Below are 26,764 nucleotides of genomic sequence, written 5' to 3'. Positions count from 1 at the left end.
ACCCGAGATGCGACCGGACCTCCCGACCGGGGAACCAGTCTGGCGGCCAGGTCCCTTCCACCGCGCCTTGACCGCCCTGCCGGTCGCCTTCCCACCCTGTCCTCCATTGAACGTGCACGGCTGATCGGCCTCACGCAAGTTCGGCGGACACCGTGATCGTGGTCCAACCGCCGAGGTGAATACGGTCGCCGCTGTGCAAGGGGACTGCCATCTTGGGTGTGATCAGCTCGTCGCTGCCGTTGAGGCTGGTGCCGTTGGTGGAACCGAGGTCGGTGATGCTGAGGCCGTCGGCGGCGACGTGGATCATCGCGTGCGCGCGGGAGATGCCGATGTCGGCGGGCGCGAGGCCCAGATCGATGTCGGGTTCGAGGCCCTGTGAGACGCTACGTTTGCCGATCAGAATATCGCCCTCGCGCAGGGTAATTCGGCGCTCCGGGTAGAACACGGGGAAGCCGACCTGATCGGTATCGGGGCCGTCGCGGACGACCACCCGGTCATAGAAGTCACGATCAGCGGTGATCGTCGCTACCCATGTCACCACGCCGGAGATTCGGGCGGGTGGGGTCGCGGGAGCAGATTCGGCAACTCTCGGTTCCGGCCGCGCGGGGGCGGCCGGAACCGGGGCGGGCAGCGCCGAATCATGGCCGCACACCTCGCAGAATCGGCCACCGATCGGCGCACCGCAGTACGGGCATTCCGTGGTCGGCGCGGGCATGAGGGGCGCAGGCTCGGCCAGCGGCGAGCCACAGACATCGCAGTAGTCGGTGGCGACGGAGTGATGGCCTTCCGGACAGACCATCACGCTTCCTTCCGCACCCGTGCCGTCTTGGTCGAGCGCGCGTCCAGCGCCATCTCATCGGCGGCTTCGACTTTGGCGCGCAATCGCACCGTCCCGTTGTGTTCGTCGACCTCCACGACCCCGTGCAACAGCTTGGCCGTCCCCTCATTGCCGGATTCCGCGGCCAACTGCACCGCTCTGCGCAGCTTCGCCGTCGCGGTGTCCACATCACCGTTCTTGCGGGCGGTCAGCCCCTCTTGGACAACCTGTGCGAGCTCAGCCTGACCCGTGTAATGCGCTACCCGCCTGCTGATTCGGGCCGACAGCTCCGTTTCGGTGGTCCACACCGCGCGGACGAGCCCTTGGCCGACCACCTCCGCACCCGCGACCACGCTGATCCTGGCCGCCAGCTTCTCCCGGCCGGGCGCGGCGGGTTCCACCCGCACCTGCACGTGATAGTCCCGGTCCTCCGCCCCCCACGCCCCGAGCGGGTACTCCCCCACCTGCGCACCAGATTCGGTACGACGCGCAGTCAGGTCCTCGATGGTCGGTGCGACCTGTTTGACGAACTGCACCGCCGCGCCCGCAGGCGTCCAGACCCGCAACGTCAGCTCCGGGATCGCCTTGGTCATCGCGGACTGCGTCATGGCGGCGAAGTCGGCGGCCAGGTGGGCCGGGTCGGAGACGATGTCGACAGTCCCGTGCAGCGCCGAGGCGATGGCGCGCAATTCGTCCACCCGCCAGTCGGTTCCGACACCACGGCAGTCGCAGGTGAACATTCCTTCGGACTGCCGGATCTCGGCGGCGAGCGCCTCGGGCTCCTCATGTTCGTTCTTGCCGTCGGTCAGCAAAATCGCATGCACCAGCGCGCCGGGATGCATAGTTGCCAGCTGTCGGGTCAGTCCGAGCCAGGTGCCCATCGCGGTGCCGCCGGTGGGCCGCAGTTTGTCGAGGTGGCGGCGCGCCGCGGCCCGGCTCTCCCGGCTTGCGAGCACCGACGGCGTGTCGGTGGGGAACACCAGGCGCGCCATCGAGGTGCCCTGCACGATCGCAAATTTCGCTCCGTCGGGCAACACGTCCAACGCCGCAAGCGTGGCTTTGCGCGCTTCGTCGAATTTCCGCGCCGTGCCCATCGACCCGGAACTGTCGATGATGAGGATCTCCACCCGGTCCGGCGACGGCCCCGCGGCCACGAAATCTGCCCCGGTCTCGACGGTGACGACGGCATCCACCGTGCCCGTCCCTTCGGCCAGATACTCGTTCTGGTCGATCGCTACCGAAATACCGTTGCCGTCAACAGAACTCACTACTTTTCTCCTGGCTTGTCGGGCTGCCCGACGGGCACAAGCGCAACGGTGATGTTGTCGCTGCCGCCGGAGCGCAACGCGAAGTCGACGAGCTCGCGCGCGGCGAGCAGCGCGGTGGCGGGGGTGGTGGCCATGCCCGCCAGCGCCTCTGGATCGGCCTGGTAGTTCCACAGCCCGTCGCTGCACAGCAACAGGACGCCGGGGCCGGTGGTGCGCAAGGTCCGCACGCAGGAGTCCGACCACGGTTTCGGGTCGCTGTCCGCGCCGAGCCAGCGCAGCAGAGTGTGAGCGCGCGGGTCCTTCATGGCGGCCGCTTCGTCCATGGCGCCGGCGTCCACGAGAGCCTGTGCCCAGGAATCGTCGGACGACAGTCGCTGGGACGGCGCCGCATCGCGGGCCTGCGGATCGCGGGCACGCAACCAATAGGCGCGGCTGTCACCGACATTCGCGACGGTGATCTCCGCTGTGCCGTCGCCGAGTCGACGCACGACGGCCGAGACGTAGGTGCACGAGGGGGCGTGGCCGTCGTACTCACCGATATCGCGCACTGCCGTGGCAGCGGCCGCGAGTCCGGCCATCACCGCATCTTCGGCGGAGTGCGAGTCACCCAACGCGGCGACGGTGGCATCGACGCCGGCCCGTGCCGCGGCACTCGATGCCGCCTGCGGATCCTCCGACGTAGACACCCCGTCGCAAACGACGAGCACCGTCGAGGCACGCTGCCACGGGGTTCGGCCCGCTACGACGGCAGCGGCGACCGCATCCTCGTTGCGAGCGTGCGCGATACCGCGATCGGTCACAACACCCACCGCACCCAGATCCGCCTCGCACCGGTCCGGTTCGGGACGCAACTGCCCGCAGTCGCGACAGTAGCCGTCGGCGTCGTAATGAAGCCCGCCGCAGCCGTCGCATGTCGCTGCCGTGTCCGGGTCGGGCTGCGGCAGGGCGACCCGGCGCATCCCATGGGCGATCAGCGCACCGAGCTCACGACCGCAGGCTTCGCAATAGCGGTCGGCCGCACTGACACTCGCGGCGCATCCCGGGCACCTGGCCGCTGCGGCGGCCTGCCTGCCTGCGTTCACGGCTCCACCCGCGGGCGCTGTATCTATGGTTCGCTCCTTACGCTCGCTCACAACGTCGTCCTCGGCCGGATCCGGTTGGCCCGATCCACCAGTTCGAAACGCGTCCACATATTGTCGGTTTCGCGAGCCAGGTCGCGATAGCACCGTTCCAGTCCGATGCGCACACCGTCCTGGTCCAAGCGCGCGCCGAGCAGCGATTCATGCGCCGAAGGCACTTTGCCCGCAGCCAGCCAGGCCAGTGCGGCGTCGAGCACCCGCATCCGAATCTGCGCCCCACGGCGTTTGGAGTCCAGCCGCAGCCGCTCGACCCGAGCGCCCGCGTCCCGCAGCAGCGATTCGGACAGCTCGGCCGCCGCACGCCCGGTCAGCATTGTTTCCACTGCCGCGATCCGGGCCTCGGAGTGCAGCGCCGATGCGGCGTCCACCTGGTCGAGTGCAGCCACCGCGCCCTCGCGGTCGCCGCGAGCCCGACGCAGGCGAGCAAGGCCGAATACGGCACTGGCAAACGAGTGATCAGTGCGCCACACCGTGTCGTAATAGCGCGATGCCTCCTGGGTCGCCGCCTCCGCACCGGCCAGTTCGGCGACGGCCGCCAATGCCAGTTTCGGCGCAGCCTCACCGGGCAGCGCGGCGTATACGGCATCGAATTCTGCCCGGGCCGTATCGAAATCCCCGGCGAGAAGCCGCGCTTGTCCGCGATACCAGGCCAAACGCCAATCGCCGGGCAGGGTTTCGGCAAGCCCGTCCAGTCGTCGTTCGGCCCCCGCCGAATCTCCCACCTCGAGTGCCGCGCGCACCAGTCGCAGCGGGATCTCCACCGACTCACCGCGCTTGGTGACGACCGCCCGCAGCCCCGCCTCGAAGGCGCTCGCCAATTCCGCAGGCGTACTCCCGGTTGTGGTGGCCAGGAGCGCGGCGCCGCTGTCGCCGGGGTCGACGAGCGGAACCGGCAGCGCCGCAACGACTGTGCCCGGTGCCACCACGGCGTCCGCGCCGACGCCGAACATCGCACGCGGCGGCCCGAAATACGCCGACATGCCCGGTCGTGGCACCCCGTCATCAGTGCTGAGCACCTCGCGCAGCACACCGGTGAGCTGGTCGGCCATCTCCTCCATCGAGGAGAATCTGGCTTCCGGTTCGGCGTCGGTGGCGCGCAGTAGGAACCGGTGCAGCGAATCGTATTTCGACAGCAGCGGTTCGGTGGCCGGTCCGGGCAGTTCGCCGAAGTGCCCGCCCTGCTGCGGCACATTCATCACCAGCACGGCGAGGGTACGTCCCACCGTGTACACCTCGGTGGCGACTGTCGGTCCGGACTCGGCGATCTCGGGAGCCTGGTATCCGATGGTGCCGTAGATATTACTGTCCTGATCGTCCATGGCGATCACGGCGCCGAGATCGATGAGTTTGAGCTGCTCATCGGTCTGCATCACGTTGTCGGGCTTGAAATCACAGTAGGCAAGGCCGAGCGAATGCAGATAACCCAGTGCGGGCAGCATCTCCAGGATGTAGGCGATCGCCTGGGCGGGCGGCAGATAGCTGCCGTCGGTGTCGCGGCGGCCGCGCAGGATCTGCTTGAGCGAGGTGCCGCCGACGTACTCCATGACGATGTAGCCGACGGCGATGCCATCGGGTCCGGTGTGTTCGACGAAGTTGTGAATCTTGACGATGCTGGGGTGCTCGACCTCTGCGAGAAACCGCTTCTCGGCCATGGCCGCCGCCATCGCGTCGACATCGCCGGAATTCAGCAACCCTTTCAGGACCACCCAGCGGTCGCTGACATTGCGGTCGGTCGCCAGATAGATCCAGCCGAGCCCGCCGTGTGCGAGACAGCCCGCCACCTCGTATTGCCCGCCGACCAGATCGCCCTTGGACAGTTTGGGAGTGAAGGAGAACCGCGTGCCGCAGTTCGGGCAGAAGCCCTCGGTACGGCCGGGCACTCGATCGCGGCCGCGGCCGACCGCTCGTTCGCACTTGCCGCAGAACCGCTTCGACTCGGCGACCTCGGGGATTCTCATGATCGCGGTGGCCGGATCGATGCGCGGTACCCGCGGCACGTCGACCATGCCAGCACCGAGCCGTCCCCGCGCACTGGCCTTCGACGACGTGGACCGACCGGTGCGCACCGAGCGCCCCGACGATCGGTTGGTGCCGGTCGAGGCGGACCGAGCCGAGGTCGCCGAGGTCGTGGTGCGCACAGCAGGCGCGGTACCGCATTCGTCGCAGTAGCCATCGACAATCGTGCCCGTACAGCCGGATTCCGCGCACGCAGCGCCCTCGGTGGACACCGGATTCGGCAGGGACACTGCGTTTTCCGACGCCGAGACCGATGTCGCCTCGACGGGCGCCGTCCCGCACACCACGCAGTATCCGTCTTCGATGGCTCCGCCGCACCCCGGCTCCTGACAGATCATGGTCGTCTCCCCGATTTCTCGCCGATGAGCTGCTGGTAATCGGCGACCGCCCGGGTGACCGCCGCCAAGTCGCACGGCTTGCGGGACAGCAGTCCCGCGGCAATCTGGGAGGCGGACAACAAATCTCGATCCTCGCCGATTCCGAGCCGAGCCGCCTTGGCTTGATAGGCGGCCAGCCGCCCGCGCAGTTCGGCACGCCGGTCGAGCAGGCCTTGCGCCAGCTGTTCAGCAGTGCCCGCATCGGCGATGGCCTCGGCAATCCGGCGGCGCAGCGCCAGCAGCGTCGCAGCCGCACCGGGATGCGCCGACAATGCCTCCAGTTGTGCGCCGAGGGTCGCGGTGTTGTCGGCGGGCACCGGCAGCGATCCCGCCAGAATCGTGCGCTCGACTTCGGCCCTGGCGTGGGCGGCGCGCTCCCGGGTCGCGCGCAGTGTGTCCCACCGGCTGCGCGTCTGCGCGACGGCCGACGGCCAATTCGCCGCCATCGCGGCGAGTTCGGCGAGGACGGTGGCGTGGTTGCGGAGCATGTCGCTCAATTCGGCGACGCGCGCGTCGATCTCGGGCGTGGTCAGCGCGAGCGGGTCGATGGCCGAGCGACTCAGCAGGTCGGCGATGCCGTGTTCGATCACACCCAGCTCGGCGATCGCTGAGCGCCCCGCCTTGTCCAACTCCTCTTGCAGCGGCGCGAGGCCGGACATGATCCGGGTGTTCACCGCATCGACCGCGTCGAAGAATTCGGCGATCTCCAAGAAGGTGGCCCGCATGCGGTCCACGGTATCGGCGAGCCCGACGAACAGCACCTGTTCGCTGGGACCGGTCAGCGAACGTTGCGCCATCGGTATCGGCGTGCGTGACGCCTCATAGGGTCGTCCACGCAGCAGCCTGGTCACCTCGGCGCGTTCGCTGTCGTCGAGCCGGGCTCGACTGCCGCGCACGGTCCGCGCCGAATCCAGCATCGAGCGCAACCTGCCGAAGTCCTCCCACATCATTGCGAGCGCGTCGCGCACCGGTTGCCACCGCTGCTCGGTGCGCCCGGTCGGCGGGAAGCGGCGCAGCAGCGTGTGTCCGGGATGCTTGTCCAATTCCAGCAGGGTGGCGGTGATGGCGTCGAGTTCGGCTGCGCGGGCGGCCAATTCGTGATCGATCTCGGCGACGGTGAGCGGCTGCATGGTCGCCGCACTCACTCTGTGTACCGGGGCGTTGGCGGGCCGGGCGCCGGGCCGAGGGCGCCGAGTCCGGCGTTGTAGAGGCGCTGCCAGGTGCCATCGGTACGGAGGCGCTCGAGGACGCCGTTGACGAAGCGGACCAGGTCGGGGTTGCCCTGCGCGATACCGACCGCGTACGCGCCGGTGCCGATCTCCGCCCCGACGACCTCCAGGTTGCGATCCTGCGCGACCAGTCCGAACAGGATCGGATCGTCGCCGCTGATGGCATCCACGTTGCCCTGTTGCAGTGCGGCAAGGCAATCGGTCCAGTTGCCTGCGCCCATGATGGTCGGCCTCTTGGGCAGTCCGAACAGTGGACCGGGCGAGGTGGTGCCGCGGGTGACGCACACGACCTTGTCCGCGAGGTCGGCAGCGGTCCTGATCCCGGAGTTCTTGGGCACGAGAATCCGCTGCGCCGCACGGTAGTAGACCCCGGAGAAGTCGACGTTCCTGCGGCGTTCGCAGGTGGCCGAGAAAGTGCGCACGACGAGGTCCACCTGTTTGTCGCGCAGTGCCGGGATGCGGTCGGCTGCCGCGACCGAACGCAGCTCGATCTTGTCCGGGTCGCCGAACAGGTCGCGGGCGATCTCCCGCGCTATATCGATGTCGAAGCCTTCCAGCTGGCCGCTGGTCGGGTTGCGGAAGCCGAACAGATACGTGTTCTGGTCCACACCCACCCGCAGGCGGCCGGTCGCGACGATCGCGGCCATCGGCGACCCCGGCGGCATCGCGCCGGGTCTCGGCAGCGGTCCGGGACGCAGGCTCGCCTCGGGGTTACAGCTGTCGTCGGCCTCTGATCCAGGCGCCGTGGTGATCTCGGTCAGGTCCGGCCGCGGGTTCACCGCCGCCATCCTGGTCGGGTCCGGAACCTTCGTACCGGAACCGCATGCGGTCACCAGTGCGCTCATCGCGACCAGCGTCGCGGCCAGCAGCAGCCTCGTGTTCACAGGAACTCCTTCAGCCGCGACCACAATCCGACGGCGACAGCGACCGCCGCAAACACCATCAGCAGCAGAGTGCCCGACGGACTGAACGCCAGTGACCCGCCGGCGAAATCGACACCCTTGCGCAATTCTGTGCGCACGTCGGCGAGTTCGTTGCGCAATGCGGCGTCGAGGTCGGCAAATCGCGTTGCCGAGCTCTCGGGCGCGGAACCGATGGCCTGCGCCACCGCCGCCGGATAGTTGGCTGCCTCGTAGGCGTCCTTCTGGCGAGCGTGCCCGACCTTCCAGCTCGCCAGCGCCCCGGCGGCGGCCGAATCCGAACCGATCGTGTTCTCCAGGCGCGCACCGAGCGCGGCGGTGTGTTCGGTGAAATCCGCTTCACCGGCGGTGATATCGCCACGGGTGATCAGCTGTAGTGTCTCGTCGGTGCGGGCCTGCTGGGCCAGCATCCTGGCCTGCGCCAGCATCTCGAATCGAGTGCTTGCCCCGGACCTGTCAGTGTCCACCCCGCTCGCCGCGACAAGGACCGCGGCCACCGACCACAGCAGGACGACGGCCGTTGCTCCGGCCGCAGTGGCGAGGCCGAGGTTGATGCGCCGATTGGTCCGCTGCAGCAGCACGTATGAGCCGACGCCGCAGGCGGCCGACACCGACAGCAGCAGCGCGATGCTCGTCAGCGGCAGCGCCCCGATGTCGTTCTGGTCGCCTCGCACTGCGGCGAAACGGTTCTTGCTGAGTTGTTCGGCATTGGGCAGCAACGAGTTCTGCATCAACATCGATGCCTCGCGCAGGTAGGCGGAGCCGACCGGGAAGCCTTGCCGGTTGTTGGCGCGAGCGGTCTCGACCAGCCCCGTGTAGGCGGGCAGGTCGGCGGTGATGCGCGCGACGATCGATCGGGTCTGCGCGTCGGAGGCGCCGGTGGTCGCTTCCGCCAGCGCGCCCGCCGCATCGGCGAGCGCCTGCTGATATCGCCCGCGCACCTCCGGCGATTCGATACCGCCGGACAGGAAGGCCGCCGCCGCAGAGGCGTCGGCGGCCGACAGCGCGACGTACAGACTCTGCGCCGCATAGGCCAGTGGTTCGGTCCGCTCCAGCACGATATCGCGGCGAACCATCTTGTCGCTCAGCTGATTCGCGGACACAAAACCCGAAAACACACACAGCACAACGGTGACGACCAGCACCGCGCCGATCGCGCCAGGAGTCGTCGTGGCGAAGCGCCGCAACCACCGTGCCCCGTTGTGTATGGCTGCCGGTAGGCGAACTGCCACACCGCCCCCCTTCATCCACCTGGCGGGTGTCCTCGCTCGCGATAGTACGGTAGCGGGTTGCACTTCGCTGCCCGTCGCGTCGGGGGCTGGAATTACCGAAGCCGCTATGGTGTTGGCCCGGGAAAAGCAGTCGAATGGACGGGAACACATGAACGACTTCAATGCCCAGATCATCGAGGAATTCCGAGCGAACGACGGCAAGGTCGGCGGCATGTTCGAGGGGGCGCACATGGTGCTCATCACGACCACCGGCGCCAAATCGGGACGCCAGATCCTCAACCCGCTGGTCTATCTGCCCGATGGTGAGCGGGTAGTGATCATCGCCTCCAACGGCGGCGCCGACAAGCACCCGGCCTGGTACCACAACCTGCGCGCGAACCCCGAGCTCACCGTAGAAATCGGCACCGAGAAGTACCCGGCAAAGGCGGAGTTCGTGACGGGCATCGAACGCGATGAGCTGTACGCGCGGATGGTGGAGATCCTGCCCGGTTTCGCCGAGTACGAAGCCAAAACCGAGCGGGTGATCCCGGTGGTCGCGGTGTATCGCCGAACGGCCTGAGGCGCTATCCCCGCCGCTGGACGGCCGCGACCGCCTTGCGCGCGGCCACCAGCACAGGGTCCCAGACCGGCGAGAACGGCGGCGCGTAGCCGAGATCCAGTGCCGTCATCTGCTCGACGGTCATCCGTGCGGTGAGCGCGACCGCCGCAATATCCACGCGCTTGCCCGCCCCCTCACGGCCGACAATCTGCACGCCGAGCAGGCGGCCGGTGCGCCGCTCGGCGATCATTTTCACCGTCATCGTCGCCGCGCCCGGGTAGTAGCCCGAGCGACTGGTCGATTCGATCGTCACGGTGACGAACTGCAGCCCTGCCGCGCGAGCGTCCTTCTCACGCAAGCCGGTTCGCGCGACTTCCACGTCGCACACCTTGCTGACCGCGGTGCCGACCACACCGGGGAAGGTCGCATACCCGCCCCCGATGCCGGACCCGATGATCTGGCCGTGCTTGTTGGCGTGCGTGCCGAGTGCGATGTGGCGTTCCAGACCCGACACCAGGTCGAACACCTCCACGCAATCACCGCCCGCCCAGATGTTCTCGTGGCCGCGCACCCGCATCGCAAGATCGGTGAGCAGGCCGCCGTGCTTGCCGAGCGGCAGCCCCGCGGCCTCGGCCAGTGCGGTCTCCGGACGCACACCGATGCCGAGCACAACCACGTCGGCCGGGTACTCGCACTCCGAGGTGACCACCGCGCTCGCCCTACCGTCCGCGCCGGTGCGGATCTCGGTAACCTCGGCGCTGCTGACGATCTCGACACCCATGTCGCACATCGCGATTCGGACCAGCGCGCCCATGTCCGGGTCGAGGGTGGACATCGGCTCGTCGCCGCGATTGACCATCGTGACCTCGAAGTCGCGCTTGATCAACGCCTCCGCCATCTCCACACCGATATAGCCGGCGCCGATCACCACGGCCCGCTTGCCGTCGGTCCGCTCGAGAGTTTCGATCAGCGCTTGGCCGTCGTCGAGGGTCTGCACACCGTGCACCCCGGGTGCGTCGATGCCGGGCAGCGGCGGGCGGATCGGCCGGGCGCCGGTGGCGATCACCAGTTTGTCGTAGTCGGTCCATGATTCCCCGCCGGACTCGAGATCGCGGGCACGCACCCGGCCGGCCGCGACGTCGATCTCCACGACCTCGGTGCGCATCCGCAGATCGATATCGCGGGATCGATGCTCCTCGGGGGTGCGCGCGACCAGCTCGTCACGCTCGGCCACATCCCCCGCCACCCAGTACGGGATCCCGCAGGCGGAGAAGGAGGTAAAGTTGCCCCGCTCGAAGACGACTATCTCCAGCTCGTCGGGATCTTTGAGCCTGCGCGCCTGCGACGCCGCCGACATCCCTGCCGCGTCGCCGCCGATGACAACCAGTCGCTCACTCATAGCGATCACGCTACGTCGGACCAGGCACGCAAGATCAACTGGTCAGCGCTGGACCACCTGATAGCTCAGGTAGATCGGGGTCGAGGATGATCGTGGTGACGGTCAGTTCCCCGTCGGCGTACTGACTGCGCAGGCGTTTCCCGTCGAATTTTCCGACGCTGGTCTTGGGGACTTCGGTGAGGAACGTCCACCGTTCGGGCAGTTGCCTAGCGCCGGCGGTGCCACCACCGCTGCCGACCGGGCTGACCCGAGTGCCCTTGGCACCACTGCGATTCCGGAATCGTAGCGCGTACTTGGTCGACATGGGCGCCGCACCCGGACCAGGTCGTTTTCCCGCAGGTATGACAGTTGACGGGGTAGCACATCAGCGGTTCTCCTCGCGCTCGTTGGTGATCGGGCGACCCGACCATGGTGTGCCGGATGCCACTCTTCACGGTTATACCCCCTGGGGTATCTTGGTGATGAATCCAATATACCGCAGGGGGTATGAAGGAGGCAGTAATGACCGACGTGGTTGTTTCCCCGGATCACGACACCACACGCCCGGTTAACGCCGGTGGGGCGCTGGGCAGGCTCGGGGCCATGATGGCGGGGCGCGCGCGGATCGTGTTCGGCGCTTGGTTGCTGGTGTTGACCATTCTCGGCGCGGCCGCGCCGAGTGTGTTCACATCGCTCGCGGGGGCGGGCTGGCAGGCGAATGGGTCGGAGTCGGTGCGGGTGCGCGAGTTGACGCAGCAGCACTTCGGCGGTAACTCCTCGGCGGCGGTGCAGGTGGTGGTGCATTCCGACACCGCGAATATCGACAGCACACAAGCGCGGCAAGTACTCGGCGACATCACCGATATATTTACCAACGACGCACGCTTCGGCGAAGTGATCGCGCCGCAACCCGGGACGTCGATCAGCCCCGACGGACACACCGGCATCCTCATCGCGGGCGCGAACGCCTCCACCGACGACATGGTGAAGGCCGTCGACGACCACAAGGACACGCTGACCGCGTTGTCCGGCAACGGGATCGAGGTCTACCCTACCGGTGCCTCCGCACTGTGGAGCGACTTCAACGAAGCCAACCACGACGCCATGATGAAGGCCGAGATGTTCTCCTGGCCAGTCACATTGGCGATCATGGTGCTGGCGTTCGGGTCGCTGGTAGCGGCCGGGCTGCCGCTGCTGCTGACCATGGCGGGACTGGTCGCCTCGGCCGGTGGACTGGTGCTGCTCAACCAGGTGACGCCGATTTCGGTGTGGGCCATGAATTTCGCGATGATGTTCGCCCTGGCACTCGGCATCGACTACGCCCTGTTCATCGTCGCCCGCTTCCGCGACGCGCTCACCAATACCCCTAGCGCCAGGGCGGCAGTCGCCGAGACGATGGATACCGCAGGCAAAGCCGTTGCGCTGTCCGGACTTACGGTCCTGGTCAGCCTGTCGGCAGTGCTGATCGTCCCCGCCCCCGCCGTGCGGACGATGGCGGTCGGGATCATGTTCGCGGTGGCCTTTGTGCTGCTGGCCACTATGACGTTGTTGCCCGCAGCGCTGGGAGCGTTGGGCAGCAAGATCAACGCCGGTTCGCTACCGCACGCCGAACACCAGCAGCATCGTTCACCGCGATTCGCGGCATGGGGCCATCTGCTGCACGACCACCCGTGGCCGTTCGCAATCGGCGCGACCATCGTGTTGATCGCCTTGTCGACCCCAGTGTTCGGACTGAAGGTGGCCATGCCCTCCATCCAGGTCGTCCCTTCCGACGCGCCGGTGCGCCAAGGTTATGAACTCGTCCAGGCTCAGCTGGGTAACGGCGCGCCGGGCATGTTACAAATCATCACCTCGGTCGATGAGTCCGCACAGGTTGCGCAGGCAGCCAAGGGGGTCGACGGGATCAGCATGCTCACCCCGCCCCAGCCCGCACTCGACCACAGTGGACTGGTGATGATGCAGGCGCTGCCGAACGTCGACCCGTCGGACTCACGGATGGGCGAAATCCTCGACCATTTGCGCGACGCTCTGCCTTCTGGCGCGATGGTCGGCGGCGCACCCGCGGAGAACCTCGATCTGCAGCAAGCCCTGAACGAGTACTTCCCGATCATCGTGGGGATCATTCTGATCCTCGGCTTCATACTGCTGCTGATCTCGCTGCAGGCACCGGTGATAGCCGCCCTCGGCACTGTGGTCAGCCTGCTCTCGACCGCAGCGGCCTTCGGCGTGGCGAAACTGATCTTCCAGGACGGACACGGGGCAAGCCTGCTCGGCTTCACCCCACAGGGCTTCCTGGATGGCTGGGGACCGGTGTTCTTCTTTGCCATGATCTTCGCGATCGCGATGGACTACACGGTATTCCTGCTGGCCACCGCCAAGGAGCACTACGAGCTCTCCGGCGACCCGAAACTCGCCCAAGTCGACGGTCTCGCACACTCCGGGCGGGTGATCTTCGCCGCCGCCGCGGTGATGATGGCAGTGTTCTTCACCTTCGCACTCGCCGACCCGCTGCCCCCGAAGGAGATGGGCATCATCCTCGGCGTCGCGGTCCTGCTCGACGCGGCTGCCGTGCGGCTGGTGCTGCTGCCGGTACTGCTGCGCCTGGCCGGGCACAGTGCTTGGTGGTCACCGCAATGGCTGCGAAGGCTGCTCCCTTCGATCAGCTTCGCCCACCACCGATAGCACCGCCACAGGCTCGGTGCAGGCCAGACCCGTGGATACCCCCAGGGGTATGATCGAATGAGGTATTCGACGAAAGGAATACGCCATGGTCGGCAATGAAGAGGCTATCTCCCTCGTGCTCAACCGGCTGCGCCGCGCACACGGCCAACTCGCCGGAGTGATCTCCATGATCGAACAAGGTCGCGACTGCAAAGACGTCGTCACCCAACTCGCCGCGGTCTCCCGCGCACTCGACCGCGCGGGCTTCAAGATCGTTGCCACCGGCCTGCGCGAATGCCTCACCGGCGACACAGCCGACGGATCCGAGCCCATGACCGAAGCCGAACTCGAGAAACTCTTCCTCGCCCTCGCCTGAACAACCGCGAAATCCGGGGGCACCGACATGATCGGATGACACGCATATGGCGCAACTACCACGACATCATGGCTGGTCCATCGCGCGCATTGTGCCACTGCTGGCAGGCACCGTCGTGCTCATCAGCACGCTGCTGGCCGCAATGGTCTCACCATGGTGGCTGATACTCACCGGATTCGTCGGCGCGAACCTGCTGCTCTACGGCGCCGCGGGCTGGTGCCCGGCAACGCTGCTGCTACAGCGACTCGGCGTTCCCGCCACCGCGACCAGCTGTGCGCTGCCACAAACCCGACCTCTCGTCACCGCAGCCGAACCCGCCAGAGAACAGGACCACACCGTGCTGAACCATGGGTGATGCTTCGTCGACGGGAGGCCGCTCGAATGAGCGGTGGGTTATCAGCGTGCGCCGACTGCGGCTTCCTGGTCGAAGTAGCGGGTCATCGCCCAGTTCATGCCGCGCATTGCGAGGTTGTAGGAGGGCGGGAAGTATCGCTGGGCCCAGTGCCCGACCCGGATGTCGGGCGAGGTGTAGACCAGATACCGATTGCGCTCCACACCGCGCACGATGGACCGTGCAGCGGCTTCCGGGGTGACCGCATGGCGCATGAAGAGCCCGATGGCGCGCTGCACGGTGGCGTCGGCGCGGTCGACACCGGCGATGTCCACGCTGTCGACCATCGGCGTCGACATCGCACCTGGCACGGCGAGGCTGACGCCGATGCCGTGGCGGCGCAGATCGAAACGCAGTACCTCCGAGACGCCGCGCAGGCCGAATTTGCCGGCGCTGTAGGGCGCATGCCACGGCAGGCCGAACAGTCCCGCGGCCGAGGACACATTCAGTAGGTGACCGCCGCTGCCCGCCTCGATCATGCGCGGCACGAATTCCTCGATCACGTGGATCGGGCCCATCAAATCGATATCGATCGTCCGCCGCCACTGGGTGTGGGTGAGCCGGTCCACCGCGCCCCAGGTGGCGATCCCCGCCACGTTCATCACGATGTCCACGCTGCCGACCACGGCATGGGCTTCGGCCGCGAGCGCGACCACCGCGTCGTAGTTGCTGACGTCAGCGGGGGCCGCGAGATGCACGGTGCCACCGGCGGACTGCACGTCGGCCGCGGTGCGTTGCAGACCGTCGTCGTCGATATCGGTCAGGATGACCGAGGCGCCCTTGGCAGTGACCGCCAGTGCGATGCTGCGGCCCAAGCCACTTGCGGCCCCCGTGATCAGGCAGCGCTTGCCGCCGAACTTCGTCATGGATCAAGACGATAGGCGTATATGAACAGCGTTGTCTACAGATCGGCCCGTACTGTCTCGGACACAAGACCGCCACGGCAACTCGGGGCGCGCCGCAGCATGACCGCGATTTCCACCCACCAACGGCCTCCTCGGCCCAGGCCCGAGTGCCCGAACAGGGACCTATTCGCCCTCGCTCGATAAGCGGGCATAGCCATCGGGTGTGCAACCGCGCATGCTGGAGCAATAGCGCAGGACAGCGTTAACACAAATCGTTTCCATAGCGAAGGAATGTTCGAGAGCCTGTCACATGTTCGGCATAGTGTGGCTTCGGTACAGGATCATCAGGAGGACCAAATGGGGAACCTGTTCGTGAATGTGCGGCAGACGCGGACCCGACTGGCCCAGATGGGGTACCGGCGTGGCTGAGGAGCGGCAGACAGCGGCACCGAGCCTGACCACGCTTGCCGGGTACCGGCAAGCGACCTTCACCGCGACACCTGCTGTCCGCCCCATCCTGACCGCCGCATTGCTACTGCTCAGCGCAGCACTCGTGTACGAAGCCGGGCTGGCGACGCAGGAGGGCGTCGATCACAGCTGGTTTGTCGCGGCCTCGATCGCCGGACTGTTCGTGGTCCGTGGCCTGCACCTGCGCAGGCCGATCACATTGCCGCATCTGACGATCGCGGTGTTCGTACTCGCGGCCGCCAATGCCGCCTATCGCGTCTCCCACCCCGGGTTCGGGTTCGCCTTCCTCGCCTCGACCGGTTTCATTCTGATGCTGGCGCAACCGAGCAGGCCACAGCCACAGCAGCTGTATCGGGTGGCCGAGCTGGTCGGACGGACCGAGCGCGATCCGCTGGCCGCATTCGCCCTGCATTCGTCGAAAAGCTACTTCTTCAACACGAATTCCTCCGCCGCGATCGCCTATCGCACCCGCTTCGGCATCGCGGTGGTGGCGGGCGATCCGATCGGTGAGCGCGTCGCATTCGCCGAATTGATCTCGGAGTTCTCCGACTTCGCCGCCAACAACGGCTGGCGGATCGCGGTGCTCGGCGCCGGTCCCGAAATGGCGGGCATGTGGCGGCGCCGAGCCATCGAGCATCGTGGGCTGCACGCGATCCCGGTCGGGCGCGATGTGGTGATCGAGGTGGACAGTTTCGCCATGGTCGGACGAAAGTTCCGCAATCTGCGCCAAGCCGTGAGCCGCACCCACAACTTCGGCGTGACCACCGAGGTGGTCAGCGAAGCCACGCTGAGCGAGCCGCTGCGCGCCGAACTGCTCGACATCGTCGACGAATGGCAGCACGGCAGGCAGACCCGCGGCTTCTCGATGATCCTCGATCATCTCCTGGACGGCCGAAACCCCGGGATGCTCGTGGTCATCGCCCGCGACGCGGACGGGCGGGTCGCAGGTTTCCAGCGCTACGGTGTGTCCGGCCGCGGCCGAGAACTGAGCCTCGATGTCCCGTGGCGGCGCAAGGACGCCCCCAACGGCCTGGACGAACGGATGGTCCTCGATCTGGTCGAGTACGCCCGCACCCAGGGTATTCAGCGAGTTTCTTTGGCCTTCGCGCCTTTCCCCGAGTTGTTCGCCGACAAGGACCGCTCCCGCACGGCCACGCTGATCTATGCGTTCGTGCACCTGGGCGATCCACTGATTCGACTGGAATCACTGTATCGGTTCCTGCGCAAGTTCCGCGCGCTGTCCGATCAGCGCTTTGCCCTCATCCGCTGGCGCGAGATCCTGCTGGCCGCGGCCGCACTGCTCACGCTGGAGTTCGTTCCACACCGCAAGGAGTACTGAGCGCCAGCGTCACTCAGTCGGCCGAACCGTGCAGCAGATCGGTTGCGGCACGGTGAATTTTCGCCAGCGCGCTCAGCAGGTGCTCGCGCTCGGTCGCCGTGAGATCCGCGGTGATCACTTCCTCCAGCGATCGCCGTTCGGCCTCGACCGGCTCCCGCAGATCATGGCCGGCGTCGGTGAGCCAGAGGCGCACGAGGCGGTTGTCGTGGTCGTCGCGCTGACGGACGAGCAGCCCGGCGTCGGCCATCCTGGTGGCCATTTTGACGACGGTGGGCGTCGTGACGTGCAATGCGGCGGCCAATTCGCCCGGCGTCTGCCCATCCTGCTCCCACAGCGCTGCCAGCAGGTGGTTCTGCCCGAGGTGCAATCCGTGCCGTCGCATGCCCGCGTCGGCCACCGCGCGCAGCGCCTTTGTCGTCTTGCTGTGCAGGTCCAAGAACTCGGGCATCGTGGTCTCCATGGTCGGACAAAATAGGTCGATTGACGGCTAATCATTAACCGGCTAACGTCTCTGTCGAGACAGTTGATAGTCGGCTAATGAACTGGGAGCAGCAATGATACTGATGACCGGAAGCACCGGAAATGTGGGGCGAGAACTGGTCCGGGAGCTCGATGGACGCGGCGCCGCATGCCGGATCCTGGTCCGCGATCCCGCACGCGCCGCCGGGCTGCCCGGTCGCATCCCCCGCGTCGTCGCCGATCTCGACGACCCTGCCACCCTCGCGAGCGCTTTCGACGGCGTCGACGCACTCTTTCTGCTCGCTCCGGGCATCGGCACCGAGCAGACCGCCCACGCCATCGCGGCCGCAGTACGCGCAGGCGTCCGCCACGTCGTGCACCTGTCCTCCCTCTTTGTGCTCGGCGATCCCATGCCCGCGATGGGATGTTGGCACCACGCGCGGGAGGAAATCGTCCGGGCCAGTGGCATTCCCGCCACCATCCTGCGGCCGGGCGGCTTCATGACCAATGCGCTCGAGTGGGTACACAGCATCCGCAACGAGGGTTTCGTCCTCGACCCCGTCGGTCCAGGACGCTTCGCGCCGATCGATCCCGCCGATATCGCCGCGGTCGCAGCGCACGTCCTGACCGAAAACGGCCATGAGAACACGGAATACGCTCTCACCGGCGACGAGACGCTCACCGTCACCGAGCAAGTGCGGATCCTCGCCGCGACGCTCGGCCGGACCATCGAAGTCCGCGCGGTGCGCACACCCGAGGAAGCTGTTCGTTCCCGCTTTCCGCACGGTGCTCCCCCGGCGCTGGCCGCCGCCATTGCGGAAGGGTTTGCGCTGCTGCGCGCCGATAGGACCGGGTTTCGCACCGACACGGTCGAGCGGCTGCTCGGTCGCACGCCTCGAACCTTCGCCGAATGGTGTGCTGCGAACACTGCCGCGTTCCTCGGCGGCACCGTAGACGCCTCCCACCGGTGAAAAGCACTGGGGCGCAGCTGGTCTCCGAGCACCACCCCGTCGATAGCGATGGAACTACGAACCTTCAACAGTTCAGCCTGGGCGATGACACACGAGAACCGCGGTCAGCTGTCGACGACGTTGATGCCGATCGCGCGGGCGAAATCGGGGGCAAGGTCCATCAGTTGACGACTGCTGATGGTCGCGCCGCGCAACGCGTCGATACCGTCGGCAATGCCGATGCTCACCGCGTCGCGGAGGTCGAACTTCTTCAGGCGCGCCCGGTTCAATAGCAGTCCTTGCACCACCGTGCCGGGGAAGGTCACATTGGTCAGCTCGGCGTCGCCGAAATCGGTGTGCCGCACAACGCAATCGACGAACGACACGTCGCGGAACTTGGCGCGGCGGAAGTTGACGGAGTCGAACTTGCAACCCTCGAATCGAACTCGCCGCAAATTGGCACCGCCGGCGTCCACACCGGACATGGCGCCCTCGATCAACTCCGCGTCCTGCCACGAGGTGTCGGCCAATTCCGTGCCGACCCATCGCACGTTGCGCACCCACACATCCGTGAATCGCGAGTACCGCATGCTGCCGCGATTGATCGAGAGCGAGGTGAACACCGCCTCGGAGAACCGCGCGTGGCCCGCCTCGACATCGTCGATGTCCGCGCCGCTCACCTGTACGCAGTCGTAGTCGCCTTCCTGCTCGAGCGGGCCTTCCAGCGGTTTCAGGTAGCTCGCGTAGGGCAGGTCTGCCAACTCGCGGGGCATCTCGCCCACCTCCCGGGTTCAGTCGTCGACGTCGATCTCTGTCTACCAGGCGGGGCCGACACACCCTCGATACGCAGGTAGGCACGAGCTCAGCCGCACCCGGGCAAGCGGCCCGGGCGCGCATCATTCGATGGCGAGCCCGAGCCGGGTTCGCTACTCGCGCGACGACACTCGCGTCACTGCGGGGAGCGGATGTCGGCGGCCGTGTGCAGTGTCGTTGTGAGCAACTCGATGCGACGCTGCTCCTGTGCGGCGGTCTGCGGCGGATGATGGATTTCGATGCTCAGCCGGTCGTCGAAGGTGCTGATAATGCAGGTGTTGGCCGCTGGCCTGCGCCCGGTTCGGTCCGGTTTCGCGATGAAGATCGAGCGAAAGTCGTCGATCCGCAGGTCCTGCTGCGCGGGCAGTTGCGGCACCCGGCCCCAGTTCGTCGCCATCACCATCCCGGGGACCCTGGGTGGTCCCGCCGCTACCACATCGGGGATCTGCAGGGGCGTCTGCTGCACGAAACCCGAGTCCACGGCGGCCTGCAGGGCATCGCAGACGCCGCGGGCCAGGCCGATCAGCGTTGTCCCCGCGTCTGCACCGGGCACATAGTTCGTGAATCCCAGGACGTCGGTGCCGTCGGTCAGACCGATCGGGGGGCTGACCCTGGTGCGTAGATCGACGGAGTACAAGTACATGAGCTCGGTCAGCGGCAGTGCCCGAATCTCGGCCTCCATAAGTAGGATCGCTGCGGACACCAGCCCGTGCACCGTTACCTGTTCGCGGTGCCCGAGATCGACCAGCTGCGCGGTCGCTGCCTTACTCAGCCGGCATCGCGTCGTCTGGGACATCTGATATCCGGGGTCGATGGTGTCCGGTGCGGGCGTTGAGGTCACCGCGAGCCCCGGCGCCGGTGCGGCGGCCGCCGGATTCGGAAACTTCTCGATGCCGCGGGCGGCCAGCAGTGCCTCCACGGGCTCCGGATAGGGATGGATCTCCGGTTCGGGCAGGCGGCCTTCGGTCGCAGCACGATAGTAGAACCATAGATCGCCGAGGATGGCAAGGGCGTGGTACGCATCTGCCACGCTGTGATGGATCACCAGCGTGACGCTCGCGGAGTCGCCGTCGCGGACCACGCACAGCGCACCGACCGCTACGCTCTGGTCGAACTTCGCTGCGGTGAGCAGTTGCTCCGGATCACCGTCGACCACCGAGATTCCCGGCGCCGCCCCCGCCGCAGCCACCAGGACATGCCCGCCGGCCTCGACGGCCTCGAGACGAGCGCCCAGGATGGGGAAGGCGCGAACAATGGCGTCGAACGCCGTCGACAACGCATTCAGGTCCAATCGACCGGACACGCGAACCGAGTACCCGACGAAGACCTCACCGAAGGCGAACATCTGTTCGCTCGGCGCCAACGGACGGATGACGCTTGCTGTGGACATGTAGTTCCCTTCAGATGTTGCGTATCGCCCCGGAGATCGAGCCACCATCCACATGTCCGAACCTGCGGCCGCTCCCGACGTCGCTACCCTGAATCCCCGGGTGCTGCCGAGTCTTTCAGGTCTCGGCGCTCGCCGTTGCCGCAATTCGCGCATCTCATGGGATGCTCCGAGACTTCCCCGATGCGCGAAATCAGGTTCGCACGTAAGCCACCTCATGACCCGCGGACCTGACTACCATGAGTGAGCCGCGCCACTCTTGGCGCGCCGACTCGCGCGAAGTTGACAGAAGCACCGTTGCGTTCTGCCGACATCGGGTCTCGGACCGGACCCGTGCGGACGCCGCGAGATTCGGTTCATGCCAGAGAAAATCGGGAAACAGGGATATGACGACAACACTCATCGGATATGCGCACGAATCGGGCAAAACGGTCTACACCGTGCCGGAGGCGTTTCAGGAGACCCTGACGTTGCGGCCCGAGCAGGTTGCGTTGCGGACGGTCGGCGGCACCCAGGAGATCACGTGGCGTGAGTACGGCGAACGTGTGAAGTCGATCGCCGCGGGCCTGGCCCGGCTCGGCGTCGGGCACGGCGACACCGTCGGCATCATGCTCACCAACCGCCCCGAGTTCAATCTGGTCGACACCGCAGCGCTGCATCTCGGCGCGACTCCGTTCTCGGTCTACAACACCAGCTCGTCCGACCAGATCGCGCACGTGTTCACCAACGCGGCCAACAAGGTCGTTGTGACAGAACAGGTTTTCCTCGGTGCGGTGACCGGCGCGGGCGTGGACCTCGCGCACACCATCGTGGTCGACGGTCCGGCCACCGGCGCCATCACGCTCGAGGAGGTCGAGGCCAACCCCCTCGACGACTTCGATTTCGACACGGCGTGGCGCGCAGTTGCCGCCGACGATCTCGCCACCCTGATCTACACCTCGGGCACCACCGGCCCGTCCAAGGGCGTGGAGATCACCCACCTCAACGTGCTCGCCCAGATCATCGCGCTGGTCAACGGCCCGCTGCAGGTGGGTATGGACCACCGTACGGTGTCCTACCTGCCCGCCGCGCATGTGGCCGACCGCATCTCCGCACATGCCCTCAGCCTGACCACCGGCATCCAGATCACCACCGTCACCGACCCGCGCGAGGTGGCGGCCGCGCTGCCCGACGCCCGCCCGACCACCTTCTTCGGCGTGCCACGGGTGTGGCAGAAGATCAAGACCGGCATCGAGAACAAGCTCGCCACCGAACCGAGCGCGGCCAAGAAGGCACTTGCCAACTGGGCCATCGGCACCGGAATCGCCGCTGCCCGAGCCGATCTCGCGGGGAAAGGCCGCGGCCCGATACTCTCCGTACAGCACAAAGTGGCCGAGACGCTGGTGTTGTCGAAGCTACGACACGCCCTCGGCCTGGACGAGCTGAAGGTGGCGGCTTCCGGCGCCGCACCCGTGCCGCCGGAGACCCTCGAGTACTTCCTCGGCCTCGGCTTCGCCGTGACCGAGGTGTGGGGCATGTCGGAGACCACCGGCGTCGGCACCTACACCGAGTTGGACAAGCCGCGCCCCGGCTCGGTGGGCCGCACCGTCGAGGGCATGGAACTGCGCCTGGACGCCGACGGGGAAGTCCTGGTGCGTGGCCCCATCGTCACCCGCGGCTACCGCAACATGCCCGAGATAACGGCCGAAGCGATCGATGCGGACGGCTGGCTGCACACCGGTGACGTCGGAACCATCGACCCCGACGGCTACCTCCGCATTGTCGACCGCAAGAAGGAACTCATCATCAACGAGGGGGGCAAGAACATCGCCCCGAGCAATATCGAGAACGCGATGAAGGCCGCCTCCTCGCTGATCGGTCAAGCCATCGCGATCGGCGATGCCAAGCCCTACATCACCGCGCTCATCGTGCTCGACCCCGATGTCGCGACCCTGCGTGCGAAGGAATTCGGCGCCACCGACGCCGACCTGGCCGCACTCGCCACCCGCCAGGAGATCGTGGACGAAGTGCGCGCCGCGGTGCAGGCGGGTAACAGCAAGCTGTCACGAGTGGAGCAGATCAAGCGCTTCACCATCCTCGACGCGGTATGGGAACCGGGCGGCGACGAGCTGACCCCGAAGATGTCGCTCAAGCGCGCCCCGATCGCCAGCAAGTACGCGGACGGGATCACGGCTCTGTACGCAAAGGAGCCCTCGGACAAAGTAATCAGCGTCAAGTAGCAGCCAACGCGCCGGCCGAAGGCGACCTCCGTGCGGGATGGAGGTCACCTTCGGCACGCGGGGACGGCCACCGGAGCAGGAGCACAACGACCATGACGAAACCGGGATCGAAGTCACTGGCAGGCAAGACCATGGTCGTGACGGGCGGCAGCCGCGGCATCGGTCGGGCCATCGCACTGCGCGCCGCCGCCGACGGCGCGAACATCACGCTGCTCGCCAGAACCGATCAGCCGCATCCGAAGCTGCCCGGCACCATCCACACCGCGGCCGCGGAAATCGAAGCCGCAGGCGGCCGGGTGCTCCCGTTCGTCGGCGATGTCCGCGACGACGATACCGTGGCGGCGGTGGTGCAGGAGACGGTCGACCGGTTCGGTGGCATCGACATCGTGGTGAACAATGCCTCGGCGATCGACCTGACGCCCACCGACTCCATGACGATGAAGAAGTACGACCAGATGCAAAGCGTGAACACGCGTGCCGCGTACCTGCTGTCCAAACTCGCGATTCCACACCTGCGGGCGGCGTCGGCCGCCGGGCGCAACCCGCACATCCTCACGCTCTCCCCACCGCTCAACCTCAACCCGGCATGGACGGGCTCGTCGTTGGCCTACCTGGTCTCCAAGTACGGGATGAGCCTGACCACGCTCGGGCTCGCCGAGGAATTGCGTGAGGACGGCATCGCCGCCAACTCGCTGTGGCCGCGTACCACCGTCGCCACCGCCGCCGTGCGTAATCTGCTCGGCGGCGAGGCAGCGATCGCGAGGTCACGCACGCCCGAAATCTGTGCCGACGCAGCACATCTCGTGCTATGTTCGCCCGCGGCCGACGTGACCGGTAATTTGTTCCTCGACGACGAAGTGCTCACCGCGCACGGCGTCACCGAGCTGGACCGGTACCGCGTCATCCCAGGCGGCGGGCCGCTCGAACTCGATATCTTCGTGGACGCCTGACTACTCGGGTGCGCGTTCCACCTGATTCGGGAACACCACCCGCACGAAGGCCCAGAACCGAAACACCATGCCGAGCGCGGTACCGAGGAGCTGCGCGGCCACGAAATCGGCTACGTTCTGGGTGAACCGGGAGACCTCGGGCACCTCGAGGTGGAGCACGTAGCGCGACACCCACAGTGGTGCGGTGTTGATCGCGACGGCGAGGAAGCTGACCGAATAGAACAGCGCTGCCTCGTGGTGCCCGCGCCGTCCGCCGCGCGCGGCGAAGGACCACTGCTTGTTCAGGATGTAGGACAGCGTGATCGCCGCGAGCACCGCCAGCACCTTCGCGATGATCGGCTGCGTCTCGAGCACAGTGCTCTTTAGAGTCAGAAAAACGGCGGTGTCCAGTGTGAACGCGGCCACCCCCACGTAGGCGAAGCGAATCAGTTCACGACGTCGTGCCTCGCCTCCGAGCACAGAAGTCACCCGAGTGAAAACGGGGCGAGCGGAAAACAGCACAGGTAGAGTCTCGTCCGTATCTCTTTACCTCACAACAAGATCAGCGGAATTGCCGAAAGGCACCTGTCCGCCGGACACCTGGTCGGACGGAATCCCGGTAGGTGAGTAGGCGTTTGTGAAACGGAAGAAGCCGCAGCGGCGCACCAACCGCGACCAGGCGACGACCACACCGAGCGCGCAGCCGATTGCCGTGGTCGGCATGAGCTGCCGATTCGCCGGCGGCGCGGATTCGCCGGAAGCCTTGTGGCGCTCGCTGATCGGCGAGGTCGATGCAGTCGCGGACGCGCCGCCGGCAGGTCGGTGGCCGGCAGGGAGTTACCACGACACCGAGCGCAACGCTCCCGGCAAAACCGTCTCGATCGCGGGCGCCTACCTGCCCGATGTCGAGCTGTTCGATGCCGAGTTCTTCGGGATCACCCCGCGCGAGGCCGCCGATATGGACCCGCAGCAGCGGCTCGCCTTGGAACTGTCCTGGGAAGCGTTCGAGGACGCGGGAATTCGACCCGACGCGGTCCCCGACACCGGCGTGTACTTCGCCAACAAGTTCAACGACTACCGGGCGGTGAAGTTGCGGCGCGGCCCCGCCGCAACAACACCCTTCACCAGCACCGGCGATGTGGAGGGCATCATCGCGAACCGGGTGTCGTATTTCCTCGGTTTCGACGGGCCGAGCATGACGGTCAACGCATCCTGTGCGGGTTCGTTGGTCGCGGTTCACCTGGCCTGCCAGTCGCTGCGCGCGGGCGAAAGCGCGGTCGCGGTGGCAGGCGGCGTCCAGCTGAATCTCATCCCGGACACCGCGATCGGCCTGTCCAAGCTCGGTGTGCTCTCCCCTGGCGGCCGCTCCCGCGCCTTCGACGCCACTGCCGACGGTTATGTGCGCGGCGAAGGCGGCGCGGTGGTCGTGCTCAAGCCGCTGTCGGCGGCATTGCGCGACGGTGACCGCGTCTACTGCACCGTGCTCGGCAGCGCCACCAACAACAACGGCCACCACCATCGGGGGACGGCATCCGACAGGGCGGGTAAACACAGCATGCCCGCCAGTAGCGCTGCCGGGCAGGAACAACTGTTGCGCCGCGCCTGTGCCCGCGCGGGCGTGGACCCGTCGACCGTCGACTATATCGAAGCCCACGGCACCGGCACCGCCATCGGCGACCGCGCCGAGCTGACTGCTCTGGGTACCGTCTATGGAGCGGCCGAGCGAGGTGGCACCGCACTGACCGTCGGTTCCGTCAAGACGAACATCGGGCACACCGAGGCGGCCGCCGGAATGGCCGGACTGCTCAAGGTCGCGCTCGCGCTGCGGCATCGCCAGATACCGCGCAGCCTGCATTTCGACCACGCCGCAGCGGATCTCGATCTCGCGGCGGCCGGCATCCGGGTCGCGAATACCCTACTGCCATGGCCCGAACGGAAGGGACCGGCCCGCGCCGGGGTGAGTGCGTTCGGCTTCGGCGGATCCAACGCGCACGTGATCGTTGAAGAAGTCGCGGCAGAGATCGCGGATGGTCCGTCGCCGAATGTGCGCGCAACCTCGAGTGAGACGGAGCTACGCTACCCAGAGCGTTTGATCGTATTGTCCGCACGCACCGAACCCGCACTGCGCGAGCAGGTTCGCCGGCTGCGCGACCACCTGTCGAGCCACCCCGGCATCACGCTCGACGATCTCGCGCACACGCTCTGCCGCACGAGAAAGCCTTTCGAACAACGCTTTTCGCTGGTGGCGACCACCATGGCAGAGGTGAACAACTTTCTGAACGAGAGACTCGGCGACACCGTGCCGATCGGTGCGTCGACCGAGACGGCCGATGCATCCCAAGCCTCGGCCTTGGTGGTTGCTGCAGCCCTGCGACCGGGTACAGTGCCGCGCCACCGGCTGCTGCAGGCGTTCGGCGCACTGTTCGAACGTGGCGTCGACCCGGAATGGTCGGCCCTCACCCCACCGGGCCGTGTGGTGTCGTTGCCAACGTATCCGTTTCAGCGGCAACGCCATTGGGCCATCCCCGCAGAGACCGAACCGATGCGGGACCAACGCTCCGAAAGCACTGTGGTAGCGGGTAATTCGACGCAGGATCACGGGCGAGGCCACCGTGTCCGCCGCGCCGCGCTGAGCGACACGGTGGCCAGGGAACTGGCCGAGGTCGTCGGTGTCACGCCGGACCGCATCGGCCGCACCCGGAACTTCGATCAGCTGGGTGTCGGTTCGGTGCACGCCGTCGAACTCAGCTCCCGTCTCGCCGCCCGCCTCGGCATCACCGTCCCCGCGGCGATCATCTGGGGCCACCCCACCGTCGAACTCCTCACCGCCGAACTGTCCACCCGCCTCGAAGCGACGAACCACCCCGCAGCGCCACCGACAATCGGGGCACGTGAGCTCCCGGACGGCATCGAGCCCGCGCTCCTCGCCCGCCCGCCGCGGACATCGGCGGACGAGGAGGTTCTCTCCACAGCCGAACTACTGGCGCTGGGCCACGAACTGCTCGGCTGATCG

General features: G+C 66.9%; 24 protein-coding genes and 1 pseudogene. 11 read left to right on the top strand and 14 right to left on the bottom strand.

Annotation, left to right across the window (positions count from 1 at the left end; all coding sequences use genetic code 11):
* Positions 1-124: pseudogene (locus tag ACLMAL_RS28225) on the top strand (cytochrome P450); the annotation flags it as partial.
* Between the two features lie 6 nt (positions 125-130).
* Here ACLMAL_RS28225 and ACLMAL_RS28220 read toward each other — a convergent pair.
* Genes ACLMAL_RS28220 through ACLMAL_RS28205 form a run of 4 tightly spaced genes read right to left on the bottom strand, consistent with a single transcriptional unit; the run spans position 131 to position 5,362 of the window.
* Entirely contained in the window at positions 131-799 is a 669-nt protein-coding gene (locus ACLMAL_RS28220; protein ID WP_412001856.1) for an FHA domain-containing protein, read from the bottom strand.
* Positions 799-2,085 (bottom strand): vWA domain-containing protein, encoded by a 1,287-nt coding sequence (locus ACLMAL_RS28215; RefSeq protein WP_412001855.1) that lies wholly within the window; start codon positions 2,083-2,085, stop codon positions 799-801. Before ACLMAL_RS28215 ends, ACLMAL_RS28220 begins: the two co-directional genes overlap by 1 nt.
* Positions 2,085-3,218 (bottom strand): PP2C family protein-serine/threonine phosphatase, encoded by a 1,134-nt coding sequence (locus ACLMAL_RS28210; RefSeq protein WP_412001854.1) that lies wholly within the window; start codon positions 3,216-3,218, stop codon positions 2,085-2,087. Before ACLMAL_RS28210 ends, ACLMAL_RS28215 begins: the two co-directional genes overlap by 1 nt.
* Positions 3,215-5,362 carry a tetratricopeptide repeat protein gene (locus tag ACLMAL_RS28205; RefSeq protein ID WP_412001858.1) on the bottom strand — a complete coding sequence of 716 codons (2,148 nt, stop codon included), beginning with the start codon at positions 5,360-5,362 and terminating at the stop codon, positions 3,215-3,217. The genes ACLMAL_RS28210 and ACLMAL_RS28205 overlap by 4 nt, the downstream gene beginning before the upstream one ends.
* A gap of 43 nt (positions 5,363-5,405) precedes the next feature.
* Between ACLMAL_RS28205 and ACLMAL_RS28200 the strand changes: the two genes are divergently transcribed.
* Positions 5,406-5,570 (top strand): hypothetical protein, encoded by a 165-nt coding sequence (locus tag ACLMAL_RS28200; RefSeq protein ID WP_412001860.1) that lies wholly within the window; start codon positions 5,406-5,408, stop codon positions 5,568-5,570.
* 4 nt (positions 5,571-5,574) lie between these two features.
* Here ACLMAL_RS28200 and ACLMAL_RS28195 read toward each other — a convergent pair whose 3' ends face one another.
* Genes ACLMAL_RS28195 through ACLMAL_RS28185 form a run of 3 tightly spaced genes read right to left on the bottom strand, consistent with a single transcriptional unit; the run spans position 5,575 to position 8,998 of the window.
* Positions 5,575-6,762: a hypothetical protein gene (locus ACLMAL_RS28195; protein WP_412001853.1), complete on the bottom strand. Its 1,188-nt coding sequence runs from the start codon at positions 6,760-6,762 to the stop codon at positions 5,575-5,577.
* The gene (locus tag ACLMAL_RS28190) at positions 6,759-7,730 is read right to left on the bottom strand and encodes a glutamate ABC transporter substrate-binding protein (protein ID WP_412001852.1); all 972 of its coding nucleotides are present in this window, start codon (positions 7,728-7,730) and stop codon (positions 6,759-6,761) included. The genes ACLMAL_RS28195 and ACLMAL_RS28190 overlap by 4 nt, the downstream gene beginning before the upstream one ends.
* On the bottom strand, positions 7,727-8,998 hold the full coding sequence (locus ACLMAL_RS28185) for a hypothetical protein (RefSeq protein ID WP_412001851.1): 1,272 nt from the start codon (positions 8,996-8,998) through the stop codon (positions 7,727-7,729). Before ACLMAL_RS28185 ends, ACLMAL_RS28190 begins: the two co-directional genes overlap by 4 nt.
* 148 nt (positions 8,999-9,146) lie before the next feature.
* Between ACLMAL_RS28185 and ACLMAL_RS28180 the strand changes: the two genes are divergently transcribed.
* Positions 9,147-9,557, top strand: a complete 411-nt coding sequence (locus tag ACLMAL_RS28180; protein ID WP_412001850.1) for a nitroreductase family deazaflavin-dependent oxidoreductase — start codon at positions 9,147-9,149, stop codon at positions 9,555-9,557.
* A 4-nt stretch (positions 9,558-9,561) separates the two neighbouring features.
* Here ACLMAL_RS28180 and ACLMAL_RS28175 read toward each other — a convergent pair whose 3' ends face one another.
* Both ACLMAL_RS28175 and ACLMAL_RS28170 read right to left on the bottom strand, forming a co-directional pair.
* Positions 9,562-10,935: an FAD-dependent oxidoreductase gene (locus tag ACLMAL_RS28175; RefSeq protein WP_412001849.1), complete on the bottom strand. Its 1,374-nt coding sequence runs from the start codon at positions 10,933-10,935 to the stop codon at positions 9,562-9,564.
* Positions 10,936-10,969: 34 nt separating this feature from the next.
* Positions 10,970-11,239: a hypothetical protein gene (locus tag ACLMAL_RS28170; protein WP_412001859.1), complete on the bottom strand. Its 270-nt coding sequence runs from the start codon at positions 11,237-11,239 to the stop codon at positions 10,970-10,972.
* 197 nt (positions 11,240-11,436) lie between these two features.
* Here ACLMAL_RS28170 and ACLMAL_RS28165 point away from each other — a divergent pair, with 197 nt between their 5' ends.
* The 3 genes from ACLMAL_RS28165 (at position 11,437) to ACLMAL_RS28155 (ending at position 14,306) form a co-directional block, all read left to right on the top strand.
* Positions 11,437-13,596 (top strand): MMPL family transporter, encoded by a 2,160-nt coding sequence (locus ACLMAL_RS28165; protein ID WP_412001848.1) that lies wholly within the window; start codon positions 11,437-11,439, stop codon positions 13,594-13,596.
* Positions 13,597-13,681: 85 nt separating this feature from the next.
* Positions 13,682-13,951, top strand: a complete 270-nt coding sequence (locus tag ACLMAL_RS28160) for a metal-sensitive transcriptional regulator (RefSeq protein ID WP_328402051.1) — start codon at positions 13,682-13,684, stop codon at positions 13,949-13,951.
* Between the two features lie 46 nt (positions 13,952-13,997).
* Positions 13,998-14,306: a DUF2892 domain-containing protein gene (locus tag ACLMAL_RS28155; protein ID WP_412001847.1), complete on the top strand. Its 309-nt coding sequence runs from the start codon at positions 13,998-14,000 to the stop codon at positions 14,304-14,306.
* A 41-nt stretch (positions 14,307-14,347) separates the two neighbouring features.
* Here the strand turns inward: ACLMAL_RS28155 and ACLMAL_RS28150 are convergent, their stop codons facing one another.
* Positions 14,348-15,208 carry an SDR family oxidoreductase gene (locus ACLMAL_RS28150; protein ID WP_412001846.1) on the bottom strand — a complete coding sequence of 287 codons (861 nt, stop codon included), beginning with the start codon at positions 15,206-15,208 and terminating at the stop codon, positions 14,348-14,350.
* Between the two features lie 400 nt (positions 15,209-15,608).
* Here ACLMAL_RS28150 and ACLMAL_RS28145 point away from each other — a divergent pair, with 400 nt between their 5' ends.
* Entirely contained in the window at positions 15,609-16,994 is a 1,386-nt protein-coding gene (locus tag ACLMAL_RS28145) for a bifunctional lysylphosphatidylglycerol flippase/synthetase MprF (RefSeq protein WP_412001845.1), read from the top strand.
* Between the two features lie 13 nt (positions 16,995-17,007).
* On the opposite strand, the gene ACLMAL_RS28140 is transcribed toward ACLMAL_RS28145, so the two are convergent.
* Entirely contained in the window at positions 17,008-17,442 is a 435-nt protein-coding gene (locus ACLMAL_RS28140; RefSeq protein ID WP_412001844.1) for a MarR family winged helix-turn-helix transcriptional regulator, read from the bottom strand.
* Positions 17,443-17,557: 115 nt separating this feature from the next.
* Here ACLMAL_RS28140 and ACLMAL_RS28135 point away from each other — a divergent pair, with 115 nt between their 5' ends.
* On the top strand, positions 17,558-18,424 hold the full coding sequence (locus tag ACLMAL_RS28135; RefSeq protein WP_412001843.1) for an NAD(P)H-binding protein: 867 nt from the start codon (positions 17,558-17,560) through the stop codon (positions 18,422-18,424).
* A gap of 104 nt (positions 18,425-18,528) precedes the next feature.
* Here ACLMAL_RS28135 and ACLMAL_RS28130 read toward each other — a convergent pair whose 3' ends face one another.
* Both ACLMAL_RS28130 and ACLMAL_RS28125 read right to left on the bottom strand, forming a co-directional pair.
* Entirely contained in the window at positions 18,529-19,176 is a 648-nt protein-coding gene (locus tag ACLMAL_RS28130; protein ID WP_328402061.1) for a pentapeptide repeat-containing protein, read from the bottom strand.
* Positions 19,177-19,352: 176 nt separating this feature from the next.
* Complete coding sequence (locus tag ACLMAL_RS28125) at positions 19,353-20,606, bottom strand: phthiocerol/phthiodiolone dimycocerosyl transferase family protein (protein ID WP_412001842.1); 1,254 nt, start codon at positions 20,604-20,606, stop codon at positions 19,353-19,355.
* Between the two features lie 383 nt (positions 20,607-20,989).
* Here ACLMAL_RS28125 and ACLMAL_RS28120 point away from each other — a divergent pair, with 383 nt between their 5' ends.
* Both ACLMAL_RS28120 and ACLMAL_RS28115 read left to right on the top strand, forming a co-directional pair.
* Positions 20,990-22,822 carry an AMP-dependent synthetase/ligase gene (locus ACLMAL_RS28120; protein ID WP_412001841.1) on the top strand — a complete coding sequence of 611 codons (1,833 nt, stop codon included), beginning with the start codon at positions 20,990-20,992 and terminating at the stop codon, positions 22,820-22,822.
* Positions 22,823-22,914: 92 nt separating this feature from the next.
* Positions 22,915-23,772 (top strand): SDR family oxidoreductase, encoded by an 858-nt coding sequence (locus ACLMAL_RS28115; protein WP_412001840.1) that lies wholly within the window; start codon positions 22,915-22,917, stop codon positions 23,770-23,772.
* On the opposite strand, the gene ACLMAL_RS28110 is transcribed toward ACLMAL_RS28115, so the two are convergent.
* On the bottom strand, positions 23,773-24,273 hold the full coding sequence (locus tag ACLMAL_RS28110) for a GtrA family protein (RefSeq protein WP_412001839.1): 501 nt from the start codon (positions 24,271-24,273) through the stop codon (positions 23,773-23,775).
* Between the two features lie 115 nt (positions 24,274-24,388).
* On the opposite strand from ACLMAL_RS28110, the gene ACLMAL_RS28105 reads away from it, so the two are divergent.
* Entirely contained in the window at positions 24,389-26,761 is a 2,373-nt protein-coding gene (locus ACLMAL_RS28105) for a beta-ketoacyl synthase N-terminal-like domain-containing protein (RefSeq protein WP_412001838.1), read from the top strand.
* Positions 26,762-26,764: the final 3 nt, after the last annotated feature.

Origin of the sequence: Nocardia sp. CWNU-33 (assembly GCF_046764895.1) — a bacterium.
GTDB lineage: Bacteria > Actinomycetota > Actinomycetes > Mycobacteriales > Mycobacteriaceae > Nocardia.
This window is presented reverse-complemented; position numbering and strand designations above follow the sequence as displayed.